A 22,760-nucleotide genomic window follows, 5' to 3' on the forward strand; every position below is an offset into this window, starting at 1 on the left:
ATCGAAGAACATGCTGATTGCTCAGCGTCCCTCGTTGACCGAAGAGGTCGTCGACGAATACCGCTCCCGGTTCGTGATCGAGCCGCTGGAGCCGGGCTTCGGTTACACCCTCGGTAACTCTCTGCGTCGTACCCTCCTGTCCTCGATCCCGGGTGCGGCGGTCACGTCCATCCGTATCGACGGTGTCCTGCACGAGTTCACCACCGTGCCGGGCGTCAAGGAGGACGTCACCGACCTCATCCTCAACATCAAGCAGCTGGTCGTCTCCTCGGAGCACGACGAGCCGGTCGTGATGTACCTGCGCAAGCAGGGCCCCGGCCTGGTCACCGCGGCGGACATCGCCCCGCCGGCCGGTGTCGAGGTGCACAACCCGGACCTGGTCCTCGCCACCCTCAACGGCAAGGGCAAGCTGGAGATGGAGCTGACCGTCGAGCGCGGTCGCGGCTATGTCTCCGCCGTCCAGAACAAGCAGGTGGGCCAGGAGATCGGCCGTATCCCGGTCGACTCCATCTACTCGCCGGTGCTCAAGGTCACGTACAAGGTCGAGGCGACCCGTGTCGAGCAGCGCACCGACTTCGACAAGCTGATCGTCGACGTCGAGACCAAGCAGGCCATGCGCCCGCGTGACGCCATGGCGTCCGCCGGTAAGACCCTGGTCGAGCTGTTCGGTCTGGCGCGCGAGCTCAACATCGACGCCGAGGGCATCGACATGGGCCCGTCCCCGACGGACGCCGCCCTGGCCGCCGACCTGGCGCTGCCGATCGAGGAGCTGGAGCTCACGGTCCGCTCGTACAACTGCCTCAAGCGTGAGGGCATCCACTCCGTGGGTGAGCTCGTGGCGCGCTCCGAGGCCGACCTGCTCGACATCCGCAACTTCGGTGCGAAGTCGATCGACGAGGTCAAGGCGAAGCTGGCCGGCATGGGCCTGGCCCTCAAGGACAGCCCGCCCGGATTCGACCCGACCGCCGCCGCCGACGCCTTTGGCGCCGATGACGACGCGGATGCCGGGTTCGTCGAGACCGAGCAGTACTAAGAGCTCGGGCCCAACGGCCTGATTTCGGCTGCGGGCCGACTGTGGCCGGTCGCGCAGTTCCCCGCGCCTCTTACGGGCGCGGGGGCCCCGCCCCTCTCCTCGCGGGAGGGGCTGGTTGTTGCCGGTGAGCAACCGCTCACCGGGTCCTGACCTCGGTACCTGATACGGCCGGGGCAGATACCAAGGAGAAAGAACATGCCGAAGCCCGCCAAGGGTGCCCGTCTGGGCGGCAGCGCTGCGCACGAGCGCCTCATGCTGCGCAACCTGGCCACCGCGCTCTTCGAGCACGGCCGCATCACGACGACCGAGGCCAAGGCCCGTCGTCTGCGTCCGTACGCGGAGCGCCTGGTGACCAAGGCGAAGAAGGGCGACCTTCACAACCGCCGTCAGGTCATGCAGCTGATCTCGGACAAGAGCGTCGTGCACACGCTCTTCACGGAGATCGCCCCGCGGTTCGAGAACCGCCCGGGTGGCTACACCCGTATCACCAAGATCGGTAACCGTCGTGGCGACAACGCTCCCATGGCCGTCATCGAGCTGGTGGAGGCGCTGACCGTGGCCCAGCAGGCCACCGGTGAGGCCGAGGCCGCGACCAAGCGTGCGGCCAAGGACGCGGAGGCGGCCACGGCTGCCGAGGCGACCGAGGAGTCGAAGGACGCCTGAGTCCCGGCTTGAGCGTCAGCGGGTCCGCCCTTCGGGGCGGGCCCGCTTTCGTCTTCCGGTGCGGGCGTCCGGCGCGGGGTTGAGAGGATTGCTGGTGTGAGTGACGAAGTGAAGCCGGGCGCGGTCCGGGTGCGGATGGACCTTTCCTACGACGGAAAGGACTTCTCCGGATGGGCGAAGCAGGCCGGCGGGCGGCGGACCGTCCAGGGGGAGATCGAGGACGCGCTGCGGACGGTGACCCGGTCCGCGGAGACGTATGAGCTCACCGTGGCCGGGCGGACGGACGCGGGCGTGCATGCGCGGGGGCAGGTGGCGCATGTGGATCTGCCGGCGGAGCTGTGGGCCGAGCACCAGGACAAGCTGCTGCGGCGGCTGGCCGGGCGGCTGCCGAAGGATGTCCGGGTGTGGCGGCTGGCCGAGGCGCCGTACGGATTCAATGCGCGGTTCTCGGCGATCTGGCGGCGCTATGCGTACCGGGTGACCGATCACCACGGCGGGGTGGACCCGCTGCTGCGCGGCCATGTGCTGTGGCACGACTGGGCGCTGGACGTCGAGGCGATGAACGAGGCCTCCCGGCCGCTGCTGGGGGAGCACGACTTCGCGGCGTACTGCAAGCGGCGGGAAGGCGCGACGACGATCCGTACGCTCCAGGAGCTGAGCTGGGTGCGCGGGGCCGACGGGATCATCACGGCGACCGTGCGGGCGGATGCCTTCTGCCACAACATGGTGCGGTCGCTGGTGGGGGCGATGCTCTTCGTCGGGGACGGGCACCGGCCGGTGGAGTGGCCGGGCAAGGTGCTGGCCGCCGGGGTGCGGGACTCCGCCGTGCATGTCGTACGGCCCCATGGGCTGACGCTGGAGGAGGTCGGCTATCCGGCCGACGCGCTGCTGATGGCGCGCAACCAGGAGGCGCGGAACAAGCGGACGCTGCCGGGGGGCGGCTGCTGCTGAGCGGCGGCCCGGGAGGCCCGGTGGTGGCGCCGCCGGACGAGCGGCGCCACCGGAGGCGGGTCAGGAGTGGCCGGCCTTCTTCCGGGCGTCCTTCAGCTGCTGCTCGGCGGCCTTGGCGGCCTGGTCCTTGCCACGCTGGGTGATCTGGCTGAACGCGTAGGCACCGCCGTCCCGGGCGATCTGCCGGGCCTTGGTCTCGGCGCCGGTGACGTCCTTGCCGTTGAGGTAGCCGGCGATCGTGAAGTAGGCGTAGCGGCCGGTGGCGTTGGTCGCCATCCGGCACTTCGTGCCCTGGCAGAAGTCCGCGGGGACACCGGCGCCGGGCAGCGGCATGAGGTTGGCCTTGTTCTCGTTCATGACCTTGGTGGCCTGGGCCGGGGAGTCGAAGACCGCGATGCCGATGGTGACCGCGACACCGCCCCGGGCGTACGTGGCCCGCAGCAGCTTCCGGCAGCCGTTGTGGGTCAGCGAGGAGACCAGCGGGCCCTGGGCGGCGGCGGTGCAGTCCTTGGCGGCGGCGGTCCTGGTGCGGGGGTAGGTGTGCTCGCCGACGACCATGCTCTTCTGCGGGAAGAGGGTGGCGGGCGTCAGCGGCGCCCTGTCCTTCTTGGGGTCGGAGATGTAGTCCCGCGGGTTGGGCGGGGGCGGGACGGAGACGTCCGCGAACGACGGCTTGTCGTCCGGCACCGCGGTGTCGGACGCGCTGGGTGACGCCGTCGGACTGCCGCCCTTCGCACCGCCGGTCAGGACGGCGGCGGTGACGATGCCGGCCACCGCGAGGGCCGCCAGCGCGCCGCCGCCGATCCACATCCAGCGTTTGCGGCGGGCCTGTGCCGCACTCTCCTCGGCGAGTGCGCCCCAGTCCGGCGTCGACGACGAAGAACCCCCGGGGCCGTCGAACGGCCCGCCTTGCCCAAAGCTCATGCCGCGCATCCTAAACCGGTTGGTGGAAGGCTTGGAGGCCGGTCACAATCCCGTTCATGGGACATCTTGAGGCCGGACATCTGGAGTACTACCTGCCGGACGGGAGGGTCCTGCTGGGGGATGTGTCCTTCCGGGTGGGGGAGGGCGCGTCGGTCGCGCTGGTGGGGGCCAACGGGGCCGGCAAGACGACGCTGCTGCGGCTGATCGCGGGGGAGCTCCAGCCGCACGGCGGGGCGGTGACGGTCAGCGGCGGGCTGGGGGTGATGCCGCAGTTCGTGGGCTCCGTACGCGACGAGCGCACCGTGCGTGACCTGCTGGTTTCGGTGGCGCAGCCGCGGATCAGGCAGGCGGCCGCCGCGGTGGACGCCGCCGAGCTGGCGATCATGACCGCCGAGGACGACGACGAGGCCGCGCAGATGGCCTATGCCCAGGCGCTCAGCGACTGGGCCGAGGCCCGCGGCTACGAGGCCGAGACCGTCTGGGACATCTGCACGACGGCGGCGCTGGGGATGCCGTACGAGAAGGCGCAGTGGCGCCAGGTGCGCACGCTGTCCGGCGGTGAGCAGAAGCGGCTGGTGCTGGAGTCGCTGCTGCGCGGCACGGACGAGGTGCTGCTGCTGGACGAGCCGGACAACTATCTGGACGTGCCGGGCAAGCGGTGGCTGGAGGAGCAGCTGCGGGAGACCCGTAAGACGGTGCTGTTCGTCTCGCACGACCGGGAGCTGCTGGCCCGCGCCGCGGAGAAGATCGTCAGCGTGGAGCCGGGCCCGGCGGGCTCCGACGTCTGGGTGCACGGTGGCGGTTTCGCCACCTATCACGAGGCCCGCAAGGAGCGCTTCGCCCGCTTCGAGGAGCTGCGGCGGCGCTGGGACGAGAAGCATGTGCAGCTCAAGCAGCTGGTGAACACGCTCAAGAACAAGGCGGCGTTCAACGACGGTCTCGCCTCCCGCTACCAGGCCGCCCAGACCCGGCTGCGGAAGTTCGAGGAGGCCGGGCCGCCGCCGGAGCCGCCGCGCGAGCAGGAGATCACCATGCGGCTGCGCGGCGGGCGCACCGGCGTGCGCGCGATCACCTGCGAGGGGCTGGAGCTGACCGGCCTCATGAAGCCCTTCTCCCTGGAGATCTTCTACGGCGAGCGGGTCGCGGTTCTCGGCTCCAACGGTTCCGGCAAGTCGCACTTCCTGCGGCTGCTGGCCAAAGACGCCGACGGGTCCGCGCAGCCCGTCCCGCACACGGGCGCCTGGAAGCTGGGCGCCCGGGTCGTCCCCGGTCACTTCGCGCAGACGCATGCCCACCCCGAGCTGCTGGGCCGCACCCTGCTCGACGTCCTGTGGACCGAACACGCCAAGGACAAGGGCCAGGCCATGTCGGCGCTGCGCCGCTATGAGCTGGAGAAACAGGCCGAGCAGCGCTTCGACCGGCTCTCCGGCGGCCAGCAGGCGCGCTTCCAGATCCTGCTGCTGGAGCTGGCCGGGACGACCGCCCTGCTGCTCGACGAGCCGACCGACAACCTGGACCTGGAGTCGGCGGAGGCGCTTCAGGAGGGGCTGGAGGCGTACGACGGCACGGTGGTGGCGGTCACCCATGACCGGTGGTTCGCGAAGTCCTTCGACCGGTTCCTGGTCTTCGGCTCGGACGGGCTGGTGCGGGAGACGGCGGAGCCGGTGTGGGACGAGCGGCGGGTGGAGCGGAAGCGGTAGGGCGGGCCGCCCCGGGCCGCCCCGGACCGCACGCCGGTTCGGGAGGCGTTTTGACCCCGCTGGGCACGGCCCGGTATTCTGCTGGTTCGTTATGCGTATTGGCTTGCTCTATCTCACGTGAGGGGCCCTTACGCCGGTCCCTGGGCCGATAACCAGCGGCGGACGATCGGGTTGCGTCACCCGTAGTGCCGCCCTGCTGCGGGATCGGTCATGGCGACCAGTACAGGACCCATTCACTTAAGAAGCGAAGGCTAAGACGTGCGTACGTTCAGCCCCAAGCCCGGCGATGTCCAGCGCCAGTGGCACATCATTGACGCGCAGGACGTTGTCCTGGGCCGTCTGGCCAGCCAGGCCGCGTCCCTCCTCCGGGGCAAGCACAAGCCGGTCTACGCGCCGCACGTTGACATGGGTGACTTCGTCATCATCGTCAACGCCGACAAGGTGCACCTGTCCGGCAACAAGCGGACCCAGAAGATGGCCTACCGCCACTCGGGCTTCCCGGGCGGTCTGCGCTCGGTCCGCTACGACGAGCTGCTCGACAAGAACCCCGAGAAGGCCGTCGAGAAGGCCATCAAGGGCATGCTCCCCAAGAACACCCTCGGCCGTCAGATGCTCTCGAAGCTGAAGGTCTACGCAGGTGCCGAGCACCCGCACGCTGCGCAGCAGCCGGTCCCGTTCGAGATCACCCAGGTCGCGCAGTAAGTCCGGCCACCCCCTAAGACGACAGAGAATCTGAGGAGCATCGTGGCCGAGACCACTCCCGAGACCGTCATCGAGAACGACGACGCCGTCGAGGAATACACCACCGAGACCGAGGTCGTGGAGTCGGAGTACACCTCCGAGTCCCTCGCCTCCCGCTTCGGCGACCCGCAGCCGGCGGCCGGCCTGGGCCGTCGCAAGAACGCCATCGCCCGCGTCCGGATCGTTCCGGGCACCGGTCAGTGGAAGATCAACGGTCGCACCCTTGAGGGCTACTTCCCCAACAAGGTGCACCAGCAGGAAGTCAACGAGCCCTTCAAGGTGCTCGAGCTCGACAACCGCTACGACGTCGTCGCCCGCATCTCCGGCGGCGGCATCTCCGGCCAGGCCGGTGCGCTGCGCCTGGGTGTGGCCCGTGCGCTGAACGAGGCGGACGTGGACAACAACCGCCCGGCGCTGAAGAAGGCCGGATTCCTCAAGCGTGACGACCGTGCGGTCGAGCGCAAGAAGGCCGGTCTGAAGAAGGCCCGTAAGGCGCCGCAGTACAGCAAGCGCTAATCGCGCCTGCTGCACCGTGCAGCACCTTGGCGAACGCCCCGGTGGCACCTCCGTGCTGCCGGGGCGTTCGGCTATCCGGGACCAGGGGCGTATACCTGGACTTAATGCTCTGGTCCAAGCTCATCTACTCGGAGGACACCAGTGGGACGACTCTTCGGCACGGACGGTGTGCGCGGTGTCGCCAATGCGGATCTGACGGCGGAGCTTGCGCTCGGTCTGTCGGTCGCTGCGGCGCATGTGCTCGCGGAAGCCGGCACTTTCGAGGGTCACCGGCCGGTGGCGGTGGTCGGACGCGATCCACGCGCGTCCGGTGAGTTCCTGGAGGCCGCGGTCGTCGCGGGCCTGGCCAGCGCCGGCGTGGACGTGCTGCGGGTGGGCGTGCTCCCGACCCCGGCGGTCGCGTATCTGACCGGCTCGCTCGGCGCGGACCTCGGCGTGATGCTCTCCGCCAGCCACAACCCGATGCCCGACAACGGCATCAAGTTCTTCGCCCGCGGCGGCCACAAGCTCGCCGACGAGCTGGAGGACCGGATCGAGCAGACCTACCGCGCGCACAGCTCCGGTGAGCCCTGGGAGCGGCCGACCGGGGCCGGCGTGGGCCGGGTCACCGTCTATGACGAGGGCTTCGACAACTATGTCGCGCACCTCGTCGGCGTGCTGCCCAACCGTCTGGACGGGCTGAAGATCGTCATCGATGGCGCGCACGGCGCGGCCGCGCGGGTCTCGCCCGAGGCGTTCGCCCGGGCCGGCGCCGAGGTCATCACGATCGGCACCGAACCCGACGGCCTGAACATCAACGACGGCTGCGGCTCCACGCACCTGGAGCTGCTGCGGGCCGCCGTGGTCGAGCACGGCGCGGACCTGGGTGTCGCCCACGACGGCGACGCGGACCGCTGCCTGGCGGTGGACCGTGCGGGCAACGAGATCGACGGCGACCAGATCCTGGCCGTCCTGGCGCTCGGCATGCGCGAGGCGGGCACGCTGCGCAAGAACATCGTGGTCGCCACCGTGATGTCGAACCTCGGCTTCAAACTGGCCATGGAGGGCGCGGGCATCGACCTCGTCCAGACCGCGGTCGGCGACCGCTACGTCCTGGAGGAGATGAAGGCGCACGGCCTCGCGCTGGGTGGCGAGCAGTCCGGGCACGTCATCGTGCTGGACCACGCCACCACCGGTGACGGCACGCTGACCGGTCTGATGCTGGCCGCCCGGGTCGCCGCGACCGGCAAGCCGCTGGCCGAGCTGGCGGGCGTCATGGAGCGGCTGCCGCAGATCCTGATCAACGTCCCCGACGTCGACAAGTCCCGGGTGGCCACCTCTCCCGAGGTGACCGCGGCGGTCGCCGAGGCGGAGCGCGAGCTGGGCGCCACCGGGCGGGTGCTGCTGCGGCCGTCCGGTACGGAGCCGCTGGTGCGGGTGATGGTGGAGGCGGCGGACATCGAGCAGGCCCGTGCGGTGGCCGAGCGGCTCGCGGACGCGGTCAAGTCGGCGCTGGGATGAGTGCCGTGGGCGGTGGCTGCGGCCGCCGCTCACGGCAACGGCCTCGCCCCGGGGTGGCACCTTGCCGCCCCGGGGCGAGGCCGTTTCCGGTCCGGGGCGGCTGTCTCCGGTCCGGGACGAGCCCGACTCCGGTCGCTAGCCGGCGACCGGGAGGGTGCCGTGCCGGGCCCACAGCAGCTTCTGTGTGGCCAGGGTGAGGGTGCCGGCGATCACAATGCCCACCATGTTCAGCCCGAGCTGGCCGACGGAGCCCCAGGTCTGCGCGTAGTCGCCGTAGGTGAAGGCGACGGCGGCGTTGGCGGCGGCGGGCACGGTCGTCACGGAGATGGCCACGCCCACCAGGGCGCCGGACTTCGCCGAGGTCAGTGAGAGGGTGCCGGCGATGCCGGCGAGGAAGGCCACCACGAACGACATCCAGTCCGGCTGCCAGATGAACGACGTATTGGGCCGCGGGCCCTCGACCCGGTGCTCGGTGAACAGCCCCACCGCATCCATGAAGTAGCTGAAGCCGCAGGTCAGCACCATGGCCACGACGAAGCCGACGACCAGCGCCACCAGCGAGCGCCAGGCCGGCCGCGGGGCGCGCCGGACCAGGGCCGTGGAGATGCCCGCCAGCGGGCCGAACTCGGGGCCGACCGCCATCGCGCCGACGATCAGGATGGCGTTGTCGAGGACCACTCCGCAGGCCGCGATCATCGTCGCGAGGGTCAGGAACGCGAGGTAGGTGGCCGACAGCGTCGACTCCTCGTGGGTGGCGTCGGTCAGCGACTCCCACAGCACGGCGTCCGCGCCCTCGCCGGGGGCCTCGTCCTCCGCCCGGTCGGCCCGCCGGGACAGCGACAGATCGATGTGCTCCAGCGCGATGGAACCGCTGCGGTCGAGGCCCATCTCCCGCAGCCGGGCCAGCAGTCCGTCACCGGCCTCCCGGGCGACATCGCACAGCACCACATCGCCCCGCGGCTCCCGGGCGGCCCCGCTCAGCACGACGAGATGGGTGGTCCCGACGGTCTGCTCCAGCAGCTGGAGCACCTCGTCCGTACGGTCCCCCGGGACGATCAGGCGCAGATGCAGCACGGCGTTCGCACTCCCTAGAGCTTGCGCAACGACAGCCGTTGCACCTTGTGATCCGGCCCCTTGCGGAGCACCAGGCTGGCGCGGCCGCGGGTCGGGGCGACGTTCTGTTGCAGGTTGGGCTTGTTGACGGTGCGCCACATCATGCGGGCGTAGTCGAGGGCCTCGTCCTCGGAGACCTGGGTGTACTTGCGGAAGTACGAGAACGGGTTCTGGAAGGCGGTCTCGCGCAGCTTGCGGAAGCGGCCGAGGTACCACTTCTCGATGTCCTCGGTGCGGGCGTCGACGTAGACGGAGAAGTCGAAGAAGTCGGCGAGCCCCAGGCGGGTGCGGCCGTCCTTGCCGGGCAGCGCCGGCTGGAGGACGTTCAGGCCCTCGACGATGAGGATGTCGGGGCGCTGCACGGTCAGCTGCTCGCCCGGCACGATGTCGTAGATCAGGTGGGAGTAGACCGGCGCGGTGACCTGCGCCTTGCCGGACTTCACCGCCGCGACGAAGCGGGTCAGCGCGCGCCGGTCGTAGGACTCCGGGAAACCCTTACGGGACATCAGGCCGCGCCGGTGCAGTTCGGCATTGGGGAAGAGGAAGCCGTCGGTGGTGACCAGCTCGACGCGCGGATGCTCGGGCCAGCGGGCCAGCAGCGCCTGAAGCAGCCGGGCGGTGGTGGACTTCCCGACCGCCACGCTGCCCGCGACCCCGATGACGAACGGGGTGCCGGGCTGCGGGCCGCCGCCCGCGTCGCCGAGGAAGGTGTTCAGCGCACCGCGCAGATTGCTGGTGGCGCCGACATAGAGGTTGAGGAGCCGGGACAGCGGCAGATAGACATCGCGTACCTCGTCGAGGTCGATGACATCGCCCAGGCCACGCAGCTGCTCGACCTCGTCGGCCGTCAGGGGCAGCGGGGTCTTCTCCCGCAGGGCGCTCCACTGTGCGCGCGTCAGATCGACGTACGGAGAGCTGTCGGCGCGGCGTCGTTGCTGCGGATCGGTCGTCTGGGGCACGCGCCCATTGTGCGCAGCCGCCACCCGCCGTTCATCTCGGGGTGGCCGGCACGGCGCCGGAAGGTGGTCTTGTGGATGTCGGGGTGGGCTTGGGTGTTTCTCGGCCACCCTGTCTGTACCCGGTCGATATTGCCCGGTACGGTCAGCGGCGGGGAAGGGCCCGGAGACGGGCCGCGGACGAATCAGGGGGGTTCGGGTGCGCACGCGTAAGGCCGGTCTGCTGGGACATCGGCCATGGGGGAGAAACGCCGGCGCGGACCACACCGGTCCGGACTTCACCACGGACGGCTTCGCCGCCCAGGTGTACGCCGAGCTGGCCGAGGAACTGCCGGACGAGGACCTGGGCGAGGATCTCGCCGATTTCCTGGAGCGCTACGAGCCGGGCGGCGGGCCCGGCGCGGACGTGGAGGCGGACGAGGAGTCCCTGGAGGCGGTGCGGGAGGCGCATGTGCGGATATCTCGGGGGTACTGAGGGGCGTCGGGGCCACTGCCCTCAACGGGCTGCGGCTCAGCCATGTTGACGAGGCGTCATTGTCAGGACTTTGCTGGGTTCGGTGTGGGGCAGATCCCGACATTGTCGCTGAAATGGCGTACTCGCAGACTGGCTGATTCCGCAGATCGGCCACCTGGCGCTACCTAGCCTGGCCGGGTCAGCTGCTCGGGCGCTGTGCCCTGCTTTTTTGTGTGCGGGTGCGGGTCTGAGCAACACACGGCACACGGGGGCTTCGGTGGCAAAAGAATTCCATATTGAACCTGCTGAGCTCGGCAAGTTAGGGAAACATTTCGCTAGCTATGCCTATGACATCGAGAGCGCTCTGAAAGGGTTCAAGGGGAAGACGGACTCCGAGGCGATCCACGATGGATTCGGCCTCCTGACCGAGTCTGAAGAGGTCACCTCCGCATACATCGAACTGTCCGAGAACACGTCGGAATCCCTGGGCAAGCTGCATAAGCACCTCGAGGCGATCGCTCAGCTCTTGCAGCAGAACGTGAAAAACAGCGAGGAGTCGGACGAGCATATCGCTGCCGCATTCAAGCGGGGGGACAAGTGAGCAACGAAGGGGTCGGCGAGGAGATCGTCGAAGCGGGGCTGGAGCTCATTAACCCCGGCGGTCGGCCGGACGTTCTGAGGGCGGCAGCAACTTCCTGGCGCAATATGGGCTCGGAGCTGGAGGAGGCTTTCGATGCCCTCGACAAAAAGGTACAGGCAACGCTCGGTGAGCATTGGAAGGGCGATTCGGCCGATGCCTTCGAACACCACTGGAACGCGCTGAAGGCGGGCATTCAGAAGACAGAGCCCACCTTCACCCATGCCGCGAAGGGGCTCGATGACGCCGCCGACTCCATCGAAGAGGTCAACGACGAGATCCACGGGATCTACGTCGAGATCGGTGTATCGATCGGTGTCGGGGTCGCACTGTCCTTTGTGACGCTGGGGTTCGGAGGGGCAGCCGCGGCCGCCAACGCGACCCGGCTTGCGGCGCAGGCCACCCGGGTTTCCGCCCGTCTGGCCTCGATGCTCACGCGTATCGCTACGACGTTTCGGCGTGTCACCCAGCTCGCGAAGGCAAACAAGTTTCTCACCAATGTGGCCATCAACTGGGCGGGAAACTCCGCGGGTTCCGTAGCGGGTGCGGCATGGTCCGGCGACGGGGTGAGCGGTAAGGACCTGTGGGACGCGACATGGCAGGGCGGGGTGGGTGCGGTTGTGGGGACCGGACCAGGGCTCTATGCGGCAAGCAAAGTGACAAGCAAATTGGCGGGCCGTGCGGCAAGCGGAGCGGACGAAGTAGCGGAGGTAGCGGAGGCAGGGACGAAGTTCTCCCATCAGGTTGCGAGCGGTGCTGTAGGGGGTGCTACCGGCAACGTCACCGGAGGCTTGGCCACTGAGGGCGTCAAGCTGGGATTTGGTGAGAAGTTCGATGGGGAGAACATCGCCTGGGGCGCCGCCGCCAATGCCGTCGGTGGTGCTGCGGGCGGTGCGGCGGTCGCAGGCATCGGACGTCTCAACCAGCCGACCGAAGGATTTCAGGCGCCCGAAGGCTTCGTTCCGGCGCCTCCGCGGGACGCCCCCTCCATGTCGATCGACGGCCCGATGGGCGGGATCAGCGCCGGCCTGGCGGGGGCAGGTCAGGCGGCGGCTCAGGGAGATGATGAGGGGGAGGAAAAGAAGCCTGAGGCCCGCTCTGCGCCCCAGAATCGAAGCGTTAGGGATACTTTCGGATGACTCGGACCCGTCTCGTAAATGCTTGCCTCACGGCGGCTGGCGTGGGAGTGCTGGCCGCCGTGGTGCGCGCATTGGTGCGGCCCTCCATGCCGCTTCCGCGGTGGGATCTGCTGGCTTGCCTTGCGCTGACGGTGGTCGGCCTGGTTGGTGCCTTGACGTGTCTGCGGAGGGGCTCCGTCCCTCAAGCGGGCAAGGTCGGGACATGTAGGCACTGGTGGCCCGATCGGAATCACGGGTGGATTGTCGCCGGTGCGTGGGCCACCATCATCCCTGTGGGGCTGTTCTTTTACGCGGCCGTTTCCTTCTCCCCAGAAGCTGCTCGGATCGTTGAGGCCAAGGGCGGCATCCAATCGGTATCCGTCCAGAAAGTACTCTCCTCCGAGTACGTACGGGAAAAGCACTCCGGGCATTATGAGATGGTCGCCCTGGTCTCTGTGCCATTCGATGCCGAGACCAGGTCCGAGAGGGTCGAATTCACCTCGAATCGACAGGTGGAACGTGGCGAAAAGGTCTGGGCGCTCTATGCGCCGTCCTCGGCGAAGTTCGGAGTCCTCGCCGACGGTGACCGCGCGGCCTTGGAAGAGAAGACGGGTGGCTCCGCTCAATGGGGCGTCGTATTCATTGTCCTGTTCGTAGCTGTCTGCTCGCTGCTCTGGGGCATGTCCTTCGGCGGTTTCCCCAAGGCGTCCCGGGGATTGCGGCGTCCACTCAAGCAGGGCGTTTGTCGCTCGCTTCCTGTCATAGTGAAGGGCGTGGGTGTGGTGATGGACAGCGCCACGAACGCCAAGGGCGTCACGACTTCCCGGCCGAAAACGCGAGTGGAACTCGAAGGGTACGAGTGGGATCTCATCGTTGATCCGGTGATCGACCCGTCACGCCTTTCCCAGGAAATCAAGGGACTTGAAGCGAAGCTGTACTGGGTGAAATTCGCCGTCGTCAATCGCCCCGGGACGAAGAGGGTGCGGGCGATGCTGGTGCTGGACGGGCAACGGTGCTTGCAGGGCGTCCTCCGGGTTGCTGGGGAATCGGAGTGCCCCGAGGGCGCCCCGGTACCGACCGCTGATTCTCTCCCTGAGGGGGACAGTCTGCGAGCGATTCGTCCGTACCCTGCATGGGATCCGAAGTTGCACGCCCAGGGGCTGCGGTGGCTCGTGGCCGGGGTTGTTGCCCTGGGCGCTGTCGGTTTCGGTGTCGGGCGCTGGGCGGCGTTCATACTCTGCCTCGTCGCGTGCGGATGTCTGTTCCTCGCACGCATGGTGATGAAGGACAGCCGTTCGCGGTATCTGAAGGGTTTCCTTCCGGACGCCGAGGCGGTGGCTGAAGGCGGCCGGTGATGAAGTCTTCCCGCTGAGTCTGGGTCTGAGGCTCGCGACGCAGTCCGCCTCAGCGGGAACCCGGCCTGCTCAGAGCTGTGTTACGTGCCCGACCGGCAGATGCACCCAGACCGTCTTGCCGGGGTTGCGCGGCCGTACGCCCCAGTGCTGGGAGAGGGCGTCCACGAGGAACAGGCCGCGGCCGGAGAGATCGTCCGGGGCGGCCTTCCGCAGCTCAGGCATCCGCCACTGGTAGGAGTCAGCCACCTCCAGGACCAGGATGCCGTTGCGGCGGCGTAAAGCCAGCTCGAAGTAGTCGCCCGTGCCCTTGGCGTGGTTGATGACGTTGGTGGTCAGTTCGCTGGTGATGAGGACGCTGTCCTCGATCAGGCCGCCGAGTTTCCAGGCGTTCAGAGTCGTTCTGACGTGGAGTCGTGCGGCGGCGACGGAGTCCCTGCGGACCCGGAACCTTTTGATGCTCGTGCGCCCGGACATGTGTCCCCCAAGGGTGGTGGGCAGGCGAAACCTTGATCACTCAGTGCCCTTGATCGGCGACACGGAGTGACGCTTCCGACGCTAGGACTGCATGCGCGCAAGTCGCAAGTCCCCGATAGTTGTAAATTTGCGAGCTGCGCTGAGTCTCAATTACCTGGCGTGCGCGGGGGGTTACTGTGCATCCTGGATGTGTACGACAGGGAGGTGGCATGCCCGTAGGTGGGAAGCCCACGGTGCGTAGTCGGCGGCTCGGTGCGGCGCTCAAGCGGTACCGGCTCGCCGCTCGGCTCGACCAGGAGCATGCAGCCGAGGCGCTGGGCTGCTCGATCGCCAAGATCAGCCGCGTTGAAGGAGGTATCAGCGCGTCGCGCGTCGGGGACGTCCGTGTGCTGCTGGACCTCTACGAGGTGTCAGACGCGAACGCACGAACGCAGTTGGAGCACCTCGCCAGGGTGAGCAACAAGCGTGGCTGGTGGCTCGACTATGCGGGAATGGTGAGCGAGGAGCATGCCGACCTGATCGCGCTGGAGGTCGACGCCTCCTACATCCGGACGTGGCAGCCCCTGTTCATTCCCGGGCTGTTGCAGACGCCGGGCTATCTCAAGACGCTCGTCGACGGCAGCCACACGACGCATTCCGCGGAAACCGTCGAGAAGGCCCTGGCAGTTCGGCGGGAGCGAAAGCGAGTCATCGAAGAGGGTGGGGCGCAATTCGCCGCGGTCGTCTGGGAGCCGGCGTTGACTGCCCCGATGCCGTCATGGGAAGTGCACCGGGAGCAGCTGACACACATTCATGAGCTGGCCCAGCGAAAGAATGTCACGCTGCAGGTTCTCCCGTACTCGGAATGGGGTGCCGCGCACATGGCGTCGCACTTCTCCATCTTCTCGTTCGGACCGGAGCCCGCGCCGGAAGCCGTTGCGTTCGACAGTACGACCAGCACGGTGATCATTGAGGATCTGGACGATGTCGCCAAGCATGCCCGCATCTTTGAAGCGCTCCGGTCTGCGGCGCTGAGCCGTAAGCAGAGCCTGACGTTCCTCGATAAAGCGATAGCGAACATGCCGGAGGGTGAGAAGTGACCTCGCTAGAGAGCCGTGAGATCGTCACCGAGTTCGTCAAGGCCAGAGCCTCGCAGGGGATCAACCAGGAGTGCGTGGAGGTTGCCTGCACGGCCAACGGTGGCCGGGCTGTCCGGGATAGTAAGGATCGCGCCGCGGGCACGCAGTTCCACGGCCCGGAAGCCTGGGGTGCCTTCCTGGGTGCGCTGAAGAACGGCCGCCTCGGCCGCTGATCCGCCGTACGCGCGGTACGTCGCGGACCCTTCGCAGGCCCGCGGCGTACGCTGCCCCCATGTGCGGAATCGTGGGATATGTGGGCGGGCAGAGCGCCCTTGATGTTGTTCTGGCCGGGCTGAAGCGGCTGGAGTACCGGGGGTATGACTCGGCGGGGGTTGCCGTGTTGGCCGATGGGGGGCTGGCGGCGGCCAAGAAGGCCGGGAAGCTGGCCAACCTGGAGAAGGAGCTGGCGGATCGTCCGCTGCCGGCCGGGGCGACGGGGATCGGGCACACCCGGTGGGCGACGCATGGCGGGCCCACCGATGAGAATGCGCATCCCCATCTGGACAACGCCGGGCGGGTCTCGGTCGTGCACAACGGGATCATTGAGAACTTTGCCGGGCTGCGTGCCGAACTGACCGACCGGGGCCATGAGTTGGCGTCGGAGACGGACACCGAGGTCGTGGCGCATCTGCTCGCCGAGGCGTACTCGTCGTGTGGGGAGCTGGCCGAGGCGATGCGGCAGGTGTGCCGGCGGCTGGAGGGGGCGTTCACGCTGGTCGCGGTGCATGCGGATGAGCCGGACGTGGTGGTGGGGGCGCGCCGGAACTCGCCGCTGGTGGTGGGGGTGGGGGACGGTGAGGCGTTTCTCGCCTCCGACGTGGCGGCGTTCATCGCGCACACCCGCGAGGCGATCGAGCTGGGCCAGGACCAGGTCGTGGAGCTGCGCCGGGAGGCCGTGACGGTCACCGGCTTCGACGGGGCGCCCGCCGAGGTGCGGGAGTACCACGTGGACTGGGACGCCTCGGCCGCCGAGAAGGGCGGCTACGACTACTTCATGCTCAAGGAGATCGCGGAGCAGCCGAAGGCCGTCGCGGACACGCTGCTGGGGCGGATCGACGCGTCGGGCGTGCTGTCGCTGGACGAGGTGCGGATCCCGCCGGAGGTGCTGCGCGAGGTCGACAAGGTCGTCATCGTGGCCTGCGGGACGGCGTACCACGCGGGGATGATCGCCAAGTACGCGATCGAGCACTGGACGCGGATTCCGTGCGAGACGGAGCTCGCGAGTGAGTTCCGGTACCGCGATCCGATCCTGGACCGGCACACGCTGGTGATCGCGATCAGCCAGTCCGGCGAGACGATGGACACCCTGATGGCGCTGCGGCATGCGCGGGAGCAGGGCGCGAAGGTGCTCGCCATCTGCAACACGAACGGGTCGACCATCCCGCGGGAGTCGGACGCGGTGCTGTACACGCACGCCGGGCCCGAGGTGGCGGTGGCGTCGACGAAGGCGTTTCTGACCCAGCTGGTGGCCTGCTATCTGGTGGCGCTGTACGTCGCGCAGGTGCGGGGCACGAAGTGGGGCGACGAGATCCGGGCGGTGGTGCGTGAACTGGCCGCCATCGGCACGCAGGTGGAGCAGGTGCTCGGCACGATGGAGCCGGTACGGGAGCTGGCGCGCTCGCTCGCCGACAAGAACACGGTGCTGTTCCTCGGGCGGCATGTGGGCTATCCGGTGGCGCTGGAGGGTGCGCTGAAGCTCAAGGAGCTCGCGTACATGCATGCGGAGGGCTTCGCGGCCGGGGAGCTCAAGCACGGGCCGATCGCGTTGATCGAGGACGATCTGCCGGTTGTCGTGGTCGTGCCGTCGCCGCGGGGGCGGTCGGTGCTGCACGACAAGATCGTGTCGAACATTCAGGAGATCCGGGCCCGGGGGGCGCGGACCATCGTGATCGCGGAGGAGGGCGACGAGACGGTGGTGCCCTACGCCGACCACCTCGTACGGATCCCGCGGACTCCGGTGCTGCTCCAGCCGCTGGTGTCCACCGTCCCGTTGCAGGTCTTCGCCTGTGAGCTGGCCACCGCCCGCGGCAACGAGGTCGACCAGCCGCGCAACCTCGCCAAGTCGGTGACGGTGGAGTGATCATCGGGGTGGGGATCGATGTCGCCGAGATCGACCGCTTCGGCGCGGCGCTGGAGCGCACGCCGGAGCTGGCGCACCGGCTGTTCATCGAGGACGAGCTGATATTGCCGAGCGGGGAACGGCGCGGCATCGCGTCCCTGGCGGCGCGGTTCGCCGCCAAGGAGGCGCTGGCCAAGGCGCTCGGGGCGCCGTCCGGGCTGCACTGGACCGATGCCGAGGTGTACGTCGAGGACAGCGGGCAGCCGCGGCTGCGGGTGCAGGGCACGGTCGAGGCGCGGGCGGTGCAGCTCGGGGTCCGGTCGTGGCATGTGTCGCTGAGCCATGACGCGGGGGTCGCCTCCGCCGTGGTGATCGCCGAGGGGTGAGCGTGAACGGCGCCCGTCCGGTCCGCCGCGGCGGGCGCCGTCCCCGGACGTCTCCGGGCGGGGGAAATCCCCCGCACCCGGTGGATCAGGGGCGAGACTTGGCGGCATGAGGACTGCCTACAGCGTGGAGACCGTACGGGCCGCCGAGCGGGAGCTCATGGCCCGGTTGCCCGAAGGAGCCCTGATGCAGCGGGCGGCGGCCGGACTGGCCGTGGCCTGCGGGGAGTTGCTGGGCAAGGTGTACGGCAGCCGGGTGGTGCTGCTGGTGGGCAGCGGTGACAACGGCGGGGACGCGCTGTACGCCGGCGCCCGGCTGGCCCGGCGGGGGGCCGGGGTGGCGGCGGTGCTGCTGTCGCCCGAACGGGCCCACCAGGGCGGACTGGCCGCGCTGCGGGCGGCCGGGGGACGGGTGTCGGACGACGCGCCGCGGGACATCGGCCGGGCCGACCTCGTCGTGGACGGCATCGTCGGGATCGGCGGGCGCGGCGGGCTGCGCCCGGAGGCCGCGCAACTCGCGCGGGCGGCATGGGAGTCGGCGCGGCTGGTGGCGGTCGATCTGCCCAGCGGGGTGGACGCGGACAGCGGCGAGGTGCACGGGGAGGCCGTACGGGCCGATGCGACGGTGACGTTCGGCGCGTACAAGCCGGGGCTGCTGATCGATCCGGCGCGGGAGCGGGCGGGCGCGCTGCGGCTGGTCGACATCGGGCTCAGGCTGCCGCAGGAGGCCGAACTGGAGGCGTTGCAGCACGCGGACGTGGCGGAGCTGCTGCCGCGTCCGGCGCCCGAGAGCGACAAGTACCGGCGCGGCGTGGTCGGGGTGGTCGCCGGGTCCGCGCGGTATCCGGGGGCGGCGGTGCTCGCGGTGGCGGGCGCGCTGCGGGGCGGCGCGGGGGCCGTGCGGTATGTCGGGCCGGCCGCCGACGCGGTGCTGGCGCGCTTCCCGGAGACGCTGGTGCATCCCGGGCCGCCGGACAAGGCGGGCCGGGTGCAGGCGTGGGTGATCGGGCCCGGCATCGGGGACGAGGCGGACGCGCTGGAGGACGTGCTGGCGGCGGATGTGCCGGTGCTGGTGGACGCGGACGGCCTGCGCTTCCTGACGCCCGAGCGGGTCCGGGAGCGGACCGCGGAGACGCTGCTGACGCCGCACGCGGGGGAGGCCGCCGCGCTGCTCGGGCGCGGGCGCGAGGAGGTCGAGGCGGCGCGGCTGGCCTCCGTACGGGAGTTGGCGGCGCGCTACGGGGCCACGGTGCTGCTCAAGGGCTCGACGACGCTGGTGGCGGAGGCGGACGGTCCCGTACGGGTCAACCCCACCGGGACGAGCTGGCTGGCGACGGCCGGGAGCGGGGATGTGCTGTCGGGGTTGACCGGGTCGCTGCTCGCCGCGGGCCTCCCGGCGCGGGACGCCGGATCCGTCGGCGCGTATCTGCACGGGCTGGCGGCGCGCCGGGCGGCCGGGCCGGTCGGCGCGCCGGTCCTGGCCTCCGAGGTCGCCGCCCATCTGGGCGCCGCCTGGCGTGATGTGACGCACTGACAGCTTCCGGGGCGGGCGTTACGCCCCGCGGGGGAACGGTGCGGGCACCAGGGCGAACCTGGTGCCCGGCGGGCGGTCCGGCCGCGTGTCCACGGCATGCGTGAGGGCATGAAACGCACCCTTTCGGCGTTGCTGGTCTGCGCCTCGCTCCTCGTTGTCGCCGGGCCGCCCGCGGTGGCCGTGGCGCCGTCGCCCACCGTGGCGTCCCCGTCCGCCGCGTACCGCCTGCCCGGCCTGGTCCCCGGGCTGCCGCGCGCGGTGCGGGAGACCACCCGGCCCCGGCACATCGAGTACGTGCCGCGGTCCGAGGCGGCGCCCGCCGGCCGGGCGGCCCGGTGCAGCGCCTCCACCGGGCCCTACCAGCGGCAGGCCGAGCGCTACCTGAGGCGGCAGGTGGACGGGCGGCAGAGCACCGGAGACTGCCGGGCGATCCGGCGGTTCCAGCAGGCCCACCGCATCGCGCCGGCGACCGGCTTCGCCGGCCCGGTCACGGGGGCGATCGTGCGGGTGATGCGGGCCAGGAAGGACCCCAACCGGGCCGGGCACTGCCCCGCCCTCGTCCAGCGGACCGCGTGTGTCGACCTGAACCGGCAGCTGATGTGGGTGCAGCAGGGCGGCCGGGTGATCCTCGAACCGGTGGCGATCCGCAGCGGGGCGCCGACGATGGAGACCCGCACCGGCTCGTACCGGATCTATCTGCGCCACCGGCACCACATCTCGAACCTCTACGGCACGCGGATGCCCTACGCCCAGTTCTTCGACCGTGGTGAGGCGCTGCACGGCGTCTACGAGGACATCTTCTCGGGCGCCGGCTCGCACGGCTGCGTCAACCTCACCATGACGGACGCGCGGCGGGCGTGGGAAGTGCTGAGGCAGGGCGACACCGTGTACGTCTGGGGGCGGAAGCCCGGCGTGTGAGCACGGTTTCCGCGCCCGTCCCCCGGGGCCCGGCGGCGTCGCCTGCGACACTGAGGGGGATGAACGAGACAGCGAAGCGCGCCCGTGCCGCCATCGACCTCGCCGCCGTGCGGTCGAATGTCCGTGCACTGCGGGACCGCGCACCCCGGGCAGAGCTGATGGCCGTGGTCAAGTCCGACGGCTATGGACACGGAGCGGTGCGCTGTGCGCGCGCCGCCCGTGAGGCCGGTGCGGGCTGGCTGGGCACGGCGCTGCCCGAGGAGGCGTTCGCGCTGCGGGCGGCCGGTGACACCGGGCGGCTGCTGTGCTGGCTGTGGACGCCGGGCGGCCCCTGGCGCCGGGCCATCGAGCAGGACATCGAGGTCTCGGTGAGCGGGCTGTGGGCGCTGCGCGAGGTGACCGCGGCGGTCCGGGAGTGCGGCCGGCCCGCCCGGGTCCAGCTCAAGATCGACACCGGGCTGGGCCGCAACGGCTGTGCCCCCGCCGACTGGCCCGCGCTGACCGCCGCGGCCCGGGCCGCCGAGGCCGAGGGCACGCTGACCGTCAGCGGCGTCTGGTCGCACTTCGCCTGCGCCGACGAGCCCGGCCACCCCTCGATCGCCGCCCAGCTGACCGTCTTCCAGGAGGGGTTGCGGACCGCCGAGCGGGCCGGGCTGCACCCCGAGGTGCGGCATATCGCCAACACCCCGGCGCTGCTGACCCTCCCCGAGGCGCACTTCGACCTGGTCCGTACCGGTATCGGCATCTACGGCATCTCGCCCAGCCCCGAGGTCGGGACCTCACAGGACTTCGGGCTGCGGCCCGCGATGACGCTGGAGGCCGCGCTCGCCTCGGTCAAGCGCGTCCCGGGCGGCCACGGCGTGTCGTACGGGCACCACTACACGACGCCCGGGGAGACCTCCCTGGCGCTGGTCCCGCTCGGCTATGCGGACGGCATCCCGCGGCACGCCTCCGGCACCGGCCCGGTGCTGGTCGCCGGCAAGTGGCGGACGGTCGCCGGGCGGATCGCGATGGACCAGTTCGTGGTCGACCTGGGCGGCGACAGCGCCGAGCCGGGTGACCCGGCGGTGCTGTTCGGCCCGGGGGACCGCGGTGAGCCGACCGCGGAGGACTGGGCCAGGGTGGCCGGAACCATCGGCTACGAGATCGTCACCCGGATCGGAAGCCGGGTCCCGCGCGTCTATGTGGACAGCGGCATACGGAGCGAAGCCGGAGGAGACAGCGCGCTCACGGGGGGTACGGCATGACCGAGGGACAGGAGGCCGCCGCGCAGGCGGTCGAGACGGCCGTCGAGGCGGCCGGCAACTGGGCACGGGCGGGCCGGCACGCCGGCGTGGCCGGGGCCGCGATCGGGGTGGTCGCGGCGGGTGCCGCGGCCGGTGTGGCGATAGAGCGGATGACCGTCGGCCGCGGGATGCGCCGCCGGGCCCGGCTCGCGCTGGACGCCTCCGGCCCGTACGGCACGCTGCGCGGCACACCGGGCGCGGCGATCGCCGAGGACGGTACCGAGCTGTATTACGAGGTCGACGAGCCGGGCGTGGAGACGGGCCGGCCGGAGAAGGACGGCCACCCGGGCAAGGGCAGGAACGGCAAGGGCGGCAAGGCCGACCGGTCCGCCAAGCCGGTGCGCGGCAAGGAGGCACGGGCCGCGCAGGAGGCCCAGGGCGGTCTGCGCAAGCGGCTGACGGCGGCGCTGGGCCGGCGCGCCCCGGCCCCCACGGTCGTCTTCAGCCACGGCTACTGCCTCAGCCAGGACTCCTGGCACTTCCAGCGCTCCGCGCTGCGCGGCGCGGTGCGTACCGTCCACTGGGACCAGCGCAGCCACGGCCGCTCCTCGCGCGGCCACGGCCAGATCGACGGCACGGAACCGGTCACCATCGACCTGCTGGGCCGGGACCTGAAGGCGGTGCTGGACGCCGCGGTGCCCGAGGGGCCGATCGTGCTGGTCGGGCACTCCATGGGCGGGATGACGGTGATGGCGCTGGCCGACCAGTTCCCCGAATACGTCGCGGAGCGGGTGGTCGGGGTGGCCCTGATCGGCACCTCCGCGGGCCGGCTCAGCGAGGTCGGCTTCGGGCTGCCGTCCATGGGCGTCAAGGCGTTCCACTGGCTCGCGCCGGGTGTGCTGAAGGCGCTGGGCTGGCAGCGCGAGATCGTCGAGCGCGGGCGGCGGGCCACCGCCGATCTGTTCGCCGGGCTGATCAAGCGGTACTCGTTCGGGACGCCGGAGAAGGTGGACCCGGGCATCGCGCGGTTCGGCGAGCGGCTGATCGAGGCGACCCCGATCGATGTGGTCGCCGAGTTCTTCCCGGCGTTCGCGGTGCATGACAAGACCGAGGCGCTGGTCGCGTACGACGCGGTGCCCTCGCTGGTGCTCGCCGGGGAGAGCGATCTGATCACCCCGGCCGACCACAGCCGGACGATCGCCGAGGTGCTGCCCGACGCGGAGCTGGTCTGTGTCCCCGGCGCCGGGCATCTGGTGATGCTGGAGCGGCCCGAGCTGGTCAACGAGCACCTGGTGTCCCTGGTGGAACGGGCCGGCGCGGCGGCCCGCAGCTCCCGGCACGCCCGCGCCTGAGTGCCCGGCCTGCCGGGGGCACCGGCCACCCCCGG

At 70.3% G+C, this 22,760-nt stretch carries 23 protein-coding genes; 19 read left to right on the forward strand and 4 right to left on the reverse strand.

Going from position 1 to position 22,760, the window contains the following annotated elements; translation table 11 throughout:
- Nucleotides 1-10: 10 nt before the first annotated feature.
- The 3 genes from AC3EUV_RS26230 to truA all read left to right on the forward strand — a co-directional run bounded on the left by AC3EUV_RS26230 (nt 11) and on the right by truA (nt 2,647).
- Nucleotides 11-1,033: a DNA-directed RNA polymerase subunit alpha gene (locus AC3EUV_RS26230; RefSeq protein WP_003956430.1), complete on the forward strand. Its 1,023-nt coding sequence runs from the start codon at nt 11-13 to the stop codon at nt 1,031-1,033.
- 195 nt (nt 1,034-1,228) lie between these two features.
- A complete protein-coding gene (gene rplQ, locus AC3EUV_RS26235) occupies nt 1,229-1,696 on the forward strand; it encodes a 50S ribosomal protein L17 (protein WP_018090886.1) in 468 nt (155 codons plus the stop codon).
- A gap of 96 nt (nt 1,697-1,792) precedes the next feature.
- Nucleotides 1,793-2,647 carry a tRNA pseudouridine(38-40) synthase TruA gene (gene truA / locus AC3EUV_RS26240; protein WP_432143881.1) on the forward strand — a complete coding sequence of 285 codons (855 nt, stop codon included), beginning with the start codon at nt 1,793-1,795 and terminating at the stop codon, nt 2,645-2,647.
- Between the two features lie 60 nt (nt 2,648-2,707).
- Here truA and AC3EUV_RS26245 read toward each other — a convergent pair whose 3' ends face one another.
- Entirely contained in the window at nt 2,708-3,571 is an 864-nt protein-coding gene (locus AC3EUV_RS26245) for a hypothetical protein (protein ID WP_435604016.1), read from the reverse strand.
- Between the two features lie 56 nt (nt 3,572-3,627).
- On the opposite strand from AC3EUV_RS26245, the gene AC3EUV_RS26250 reads away from it, so the two are divergent.
- From AC3EUV_RS26250 to glmM, 4 genes are all read left to right on the forward strand, one after another.
- A complete protein-coding gene (locus tag AC3EUV_RS26250; RefSeq protein WP_432143883.1) occupies nt 3,628-5,271 on the forward strand; it encodes an ABC-F family ATP-binding cassette domain-containing protein in 1,644 nt (547 codons plus the stop codon).
- A gap of 258 nt (nt 5,272-5,529) precedes the next feature.
- Nucleotides 5,530-5,973 carry a 50S ribosomal protein L13 gene (rplM, locus tag AC3EUV_RS26255; protein WP_042155907.1) on the forward strand — a complete coding sequence of 148 codons (444 nt, stop codon included), beginning with the start codon at nt 5,530-5,532 and terminating at the stop codon, nt 5,971-5,973.
- Nucleotides 5,974-6,015: 42 nt separating this feature from the next.
- Nucleotides 6,016-6,528 carry a 30S ribosomal protein S9 gene (gene rpsI, locus AC3EUV_RS26260; RefSeq protein WP_042155909.1) on the forward strand — a complete coding sequence of 171 codons (513 nt, stop codon included), beginning with the start codon at nt 6,016-6,018 and terminating at the stop codon, nt 6,526-6,528.
- A gap of 141 nt (nt 6,529-6,669) precedes the next feature.
- Nucleotides 6,670-8,028 carry a phosphoglucosamine mutase gene (glmM, locus tag AC3EUV_RS26265; RefSeq protein ID WP_432143884.1) on the forward strand — a complete coding sequence of 453 codons (1,359 nt, stop codon included), beginning with the start codon at nt 6,670-6,672 and terminating at the stop codon, nt 8,026-8,028.
- 135 nt (nt 8,029-8,163) lie between these two features.
- Here the strand turns inward: glmM and AC3EUV_RS26270 are convergent, their stop codons facing one another.
- Both AC3EUV_RS26270 and coaA read right to left on the reverse strand, forming a co-directional pair.
- Nucleotides 8,164-9,102: a DUF389 domain-containing protein gene (locus tag AC3EUV_RS26270; protein ID WP_432143885.1), complete on the reverse strand. Its 939-nt coding sequence runs from the start codon at nt 9,100-9,102 to the stop codon at nt 8,164-8,166.
- A 14-nt stretch (nt 9,103-9,116) separates the two neighbouring features.
- Nucleotides 9,117-10,100 carry a type I pantothenate kinase gene (gene coaA / locus AC3EUV_RS26275; protein WP_435604017.1) on the reverse strand — a complete coding sequence of 328 codons (984 nt, stop codon included), beginning with the start codon at nt 10,098-10,100 and terminating at the stop codon, nt 9,117-9,119.
- A 196-nt stretch (nt 10,101-10,296) separates the two neighbouring features.
- Between coaA and AC3EUV_RS26280 the strand changes: the two genes are divergently transcribed.
- From AC3EUV_RS26280 to AC3EUV_RS26295, 4 genes are all read left to right on the forward strand, one after another.
- Nucleotides 10,297-10,572 carry a hypothetical protein gene (locus AC3EUV_RS26280; protein ID WP_432143887.1) on the forward strand — a complete coding sequence of 92 codons (276 nt, stop codon included), beginning with the start codon at nt 10,297-10,299 and terminating at the stop codon, nt 10,570-10,572.
- Between the two features lie 256 nt (nt 10,573-10,828).
- Nucleotides 10,829-11,152, forward strand: a complete 324-nt coding sequence (locus AC3EUV_RS26285) for a type VII secretion target (protein WP_330477974.1) — start codon at nt 10,829-10,831, stop codon at nt 11,150-11,152.
- Entirely contained in the window at nt 11,149-12,327 is a 1,179-nt protein-coding gene (locus tag AC3EUV_RS26290; RefSeq protein ID WP_432143888.1) for a WXG100 family type VII secretion target, read from the forward strand. The genes AC3EUV_RS26285 and AC3EUV_RS26290 overlap by 4 nt, the downstream gene beginning before the upstream one ends.
- Before the next feature lie 272 nt (nt 12,328-12,599).
- The gene (locus AC3EUV_RS26295) at nt 12,600-13,661 is read left to right on the forward strand and encodes a hypothetical protein (RefSeq protein WP_432143889.1); all 1,062 of its coding nucleotides are present in this window, start codon (nt 12,600-12,602) and stop codon (nt 13,659-13,661) included.
- Between the two features lie 69 nt (nt 13,662-13,730).
- On the opposite strand, the gene AC3EUV_RS26300 is transcribed toward AC3EUV_RS26295, so the two are convergent.
- A complete protein-coding gene (locus AC3EUV_RS26300) occupies nt 13,731-14,135 on the reverse strand; it encodes an ATP-binding protein (protein ID WP_435604018.1) in 405 nt (134 codons plus the stop codon).
- Between the two features lie 209 nt (nt 14,136-14,344).
- Here AC3EUV_RS26300 and AC3EUV_RS26305 point away from each other — a divergent pair, with 209 nt between their 5' ends.
- The 8 genes from AC3EUV_RS26305 (at nt 14,345) to AC3EUV_RS26340 (ending at nt 22,725) form a co-directional block, all read left to right on the forward strand.
- The gene (locus AC3EUV_RS26305) at nt 14,345-15,214 is read left to right on the forward strand and encodes a helix-turn-helix domain-containing protein (protein ID WP_432143891.1); all 870 of its coding nucleotides are present in this window, start codon (nt 14,345-14,347) and stop codon (nt 15,212-15,214) included.
- A complete protein-coding gene (locus tag AC3EUV_RS26310; RefSeq protein WP_432143892.1) occupies nt 15,211-15,426 on the forward strand; it encodes a DUF397 domain-containing protein in 216 nt (71 codons plus the stop codon). Before AC3EUV_RS26305 ends, AC3EUV_RS26310 begins: the two co-directional genes overlap by 4 nt.
- 59 nt (nt 15,427-15,485) lie before the next feature.
- Nucleotides 15,486-17,333 carry a glutamine--fructose-6-phosphate transaminase (isomerizing) gene (gene glmS, locus AC3EUV_RS26315; RefSeq protein ID WP_432143893.1) on the forward strand — a complete coding sequence of 616 codons (1,848 nt, stop codon included), beginning with the start codon at nt 15,486-15,488 and terminating at the stop codon, nt 17,331-17,333.
- Nucleotides 17,330-17,698, forward strand: a complete 369-nt coding sequence (locus tag AC3EUV_RS26320) for a holo-ACP synthase (RefSeq protein WP_432143894.1) — start codon at nt 17,330-17,332, stop codon at nt 17,696-17,698. The genes glmS and AC3EUV_RS26320 overlap by 4 nt, the downstream gene beginning before the upstream one ends.
- Before the next feature lie 106 nt (nt 17,699-17,804).
- Nucleotides 17,805-19,229, forward strand: a complete 1,425-nt coding sequence (locus tag AC3EUV_RS26325; RefSeq protein WP_432143895.1) for an NAD(P)H-hydrate dehydratase — start codon at nt 17,805-17,807, stop codon at nt 19,227-19,229.
- Nucleotides 19,230-19,337: 108 nt separating this feature from the next.
- A complete protein-coding gene (locus AC3EUV_RS26330) occupies nt 19,338-20,147 on the forward strand; it encodes a L,D-transpeptidase family protein (RefSeq protein WP_432143896.1) in 810 nt (269 codons plus the stop codon).
- A 59-nt stretch (nt 20,148-20,206) separates the two neighbouring features.
- Nucleotides 20,207-21,394: an alanine racemase gene (gene alr / locus AC3EUV_RS26335; protein WP_432143897.1), complete on the forward strand. Its 1,188-nt coding sequence runs from the start codon at nt 20,207-20,209 to the stop codon at nt 21,392-21,394.
- A complete protein-coding gene (locus AC3EUV_RS26340) occupies nt 21,391-22,725 on the forward strand; it encodes an alpha/beta fold hydrolase (RefSeq protein ID WP_432143898.1) in 1,335 nt (444 codons plus the stop codon). The genes alr and AC3EUV_RS26340 overlap by 4 nt, the downstream gene beginning before the upstream one ends.
- Nucleotides 22,726-22,760: the final 35 nt, after the last annotated feature.

It is taken from the genome of Streptomyces sp. bgisy130 (assembly GCF_057708345.1).

Coding starts and splice junctions, on each gene's coding strand:
- AC3EUV_RS26230 (WP_003956430.1), top strand. CDS start 11: ATGCTGATTGCTCAGCGTCCCTCGTTGACCGAAGAGGTCGTCGACGAA.
- rplQ (WP_018090886.1), top strand. CDS start 1,229: ATGCCGAAGCCCGCCAAGGGTGCCCGTCTGGGCGGCAGCGCTGCGCAC.
- AC3EUV_RS26245 (WP_435604016.1), bottom strand. CDS start 3,571: ATGAGCTTTGGGCAAGGCGGGCCGTTCGACGGCCCCGGGGGTTCTTCG.
- AC3EUV_RS26250 (WP_432143883.1), top strand. CDS start 3,628: ATGGGACATCTTGAGGCCGGACATCTGGAGTACTACCTGCCGGACGGG.
- AC3EUV_RS26300 (WP_435604018.1), bottom strand. CDS start 14,135: ATGTCCGGGCGCACGAGCATCAAAAGGTTCCGGGTCCGCAGGGACTCC.
- AC3EUV_RS26305 (WP_432143891.1), top strand. CDS start 14,345: ATGCCCGTAGGTGGGAAGCCCACGGTGCGTAGTCGGCGGCTCGGTGCG.
- glmS (WP_432143893.1), top strand. CDS start 15,486: ATGTGCGGAATCGTGGGATATGTGGGCGGGCAGAGCGCCCTTGATGTT.
- AC3EUV_RS26325 (WP_432143895.1), top strand. CDS start 17,805: ATGAGGACTGCCTACAGCGTGGAGACCGTACGGGCCGCCGAGCGGGAG.
- AC3EUV_RS26330 (WP_432143896.1), top strand. CDS start 19,338: ATGAAACGCACCCTTTCGGCGTTGCTGGTCTGCGCCTCGCTCCTCGTT.
- alr (WP_432143897.1), top strand. CDS start 20,207: ATGAACGAGACAGCGAAGCGCGCCCGTGCCGCCATCGACCTCGCCGCC.
- AC3EUV_RS26340 (WP_432143898.1), top strand. CDS start 21,391: ATGACCGAGGGACAGGAGGCCGCCGCGCAGGCGGTCGAGACGGCCGTC.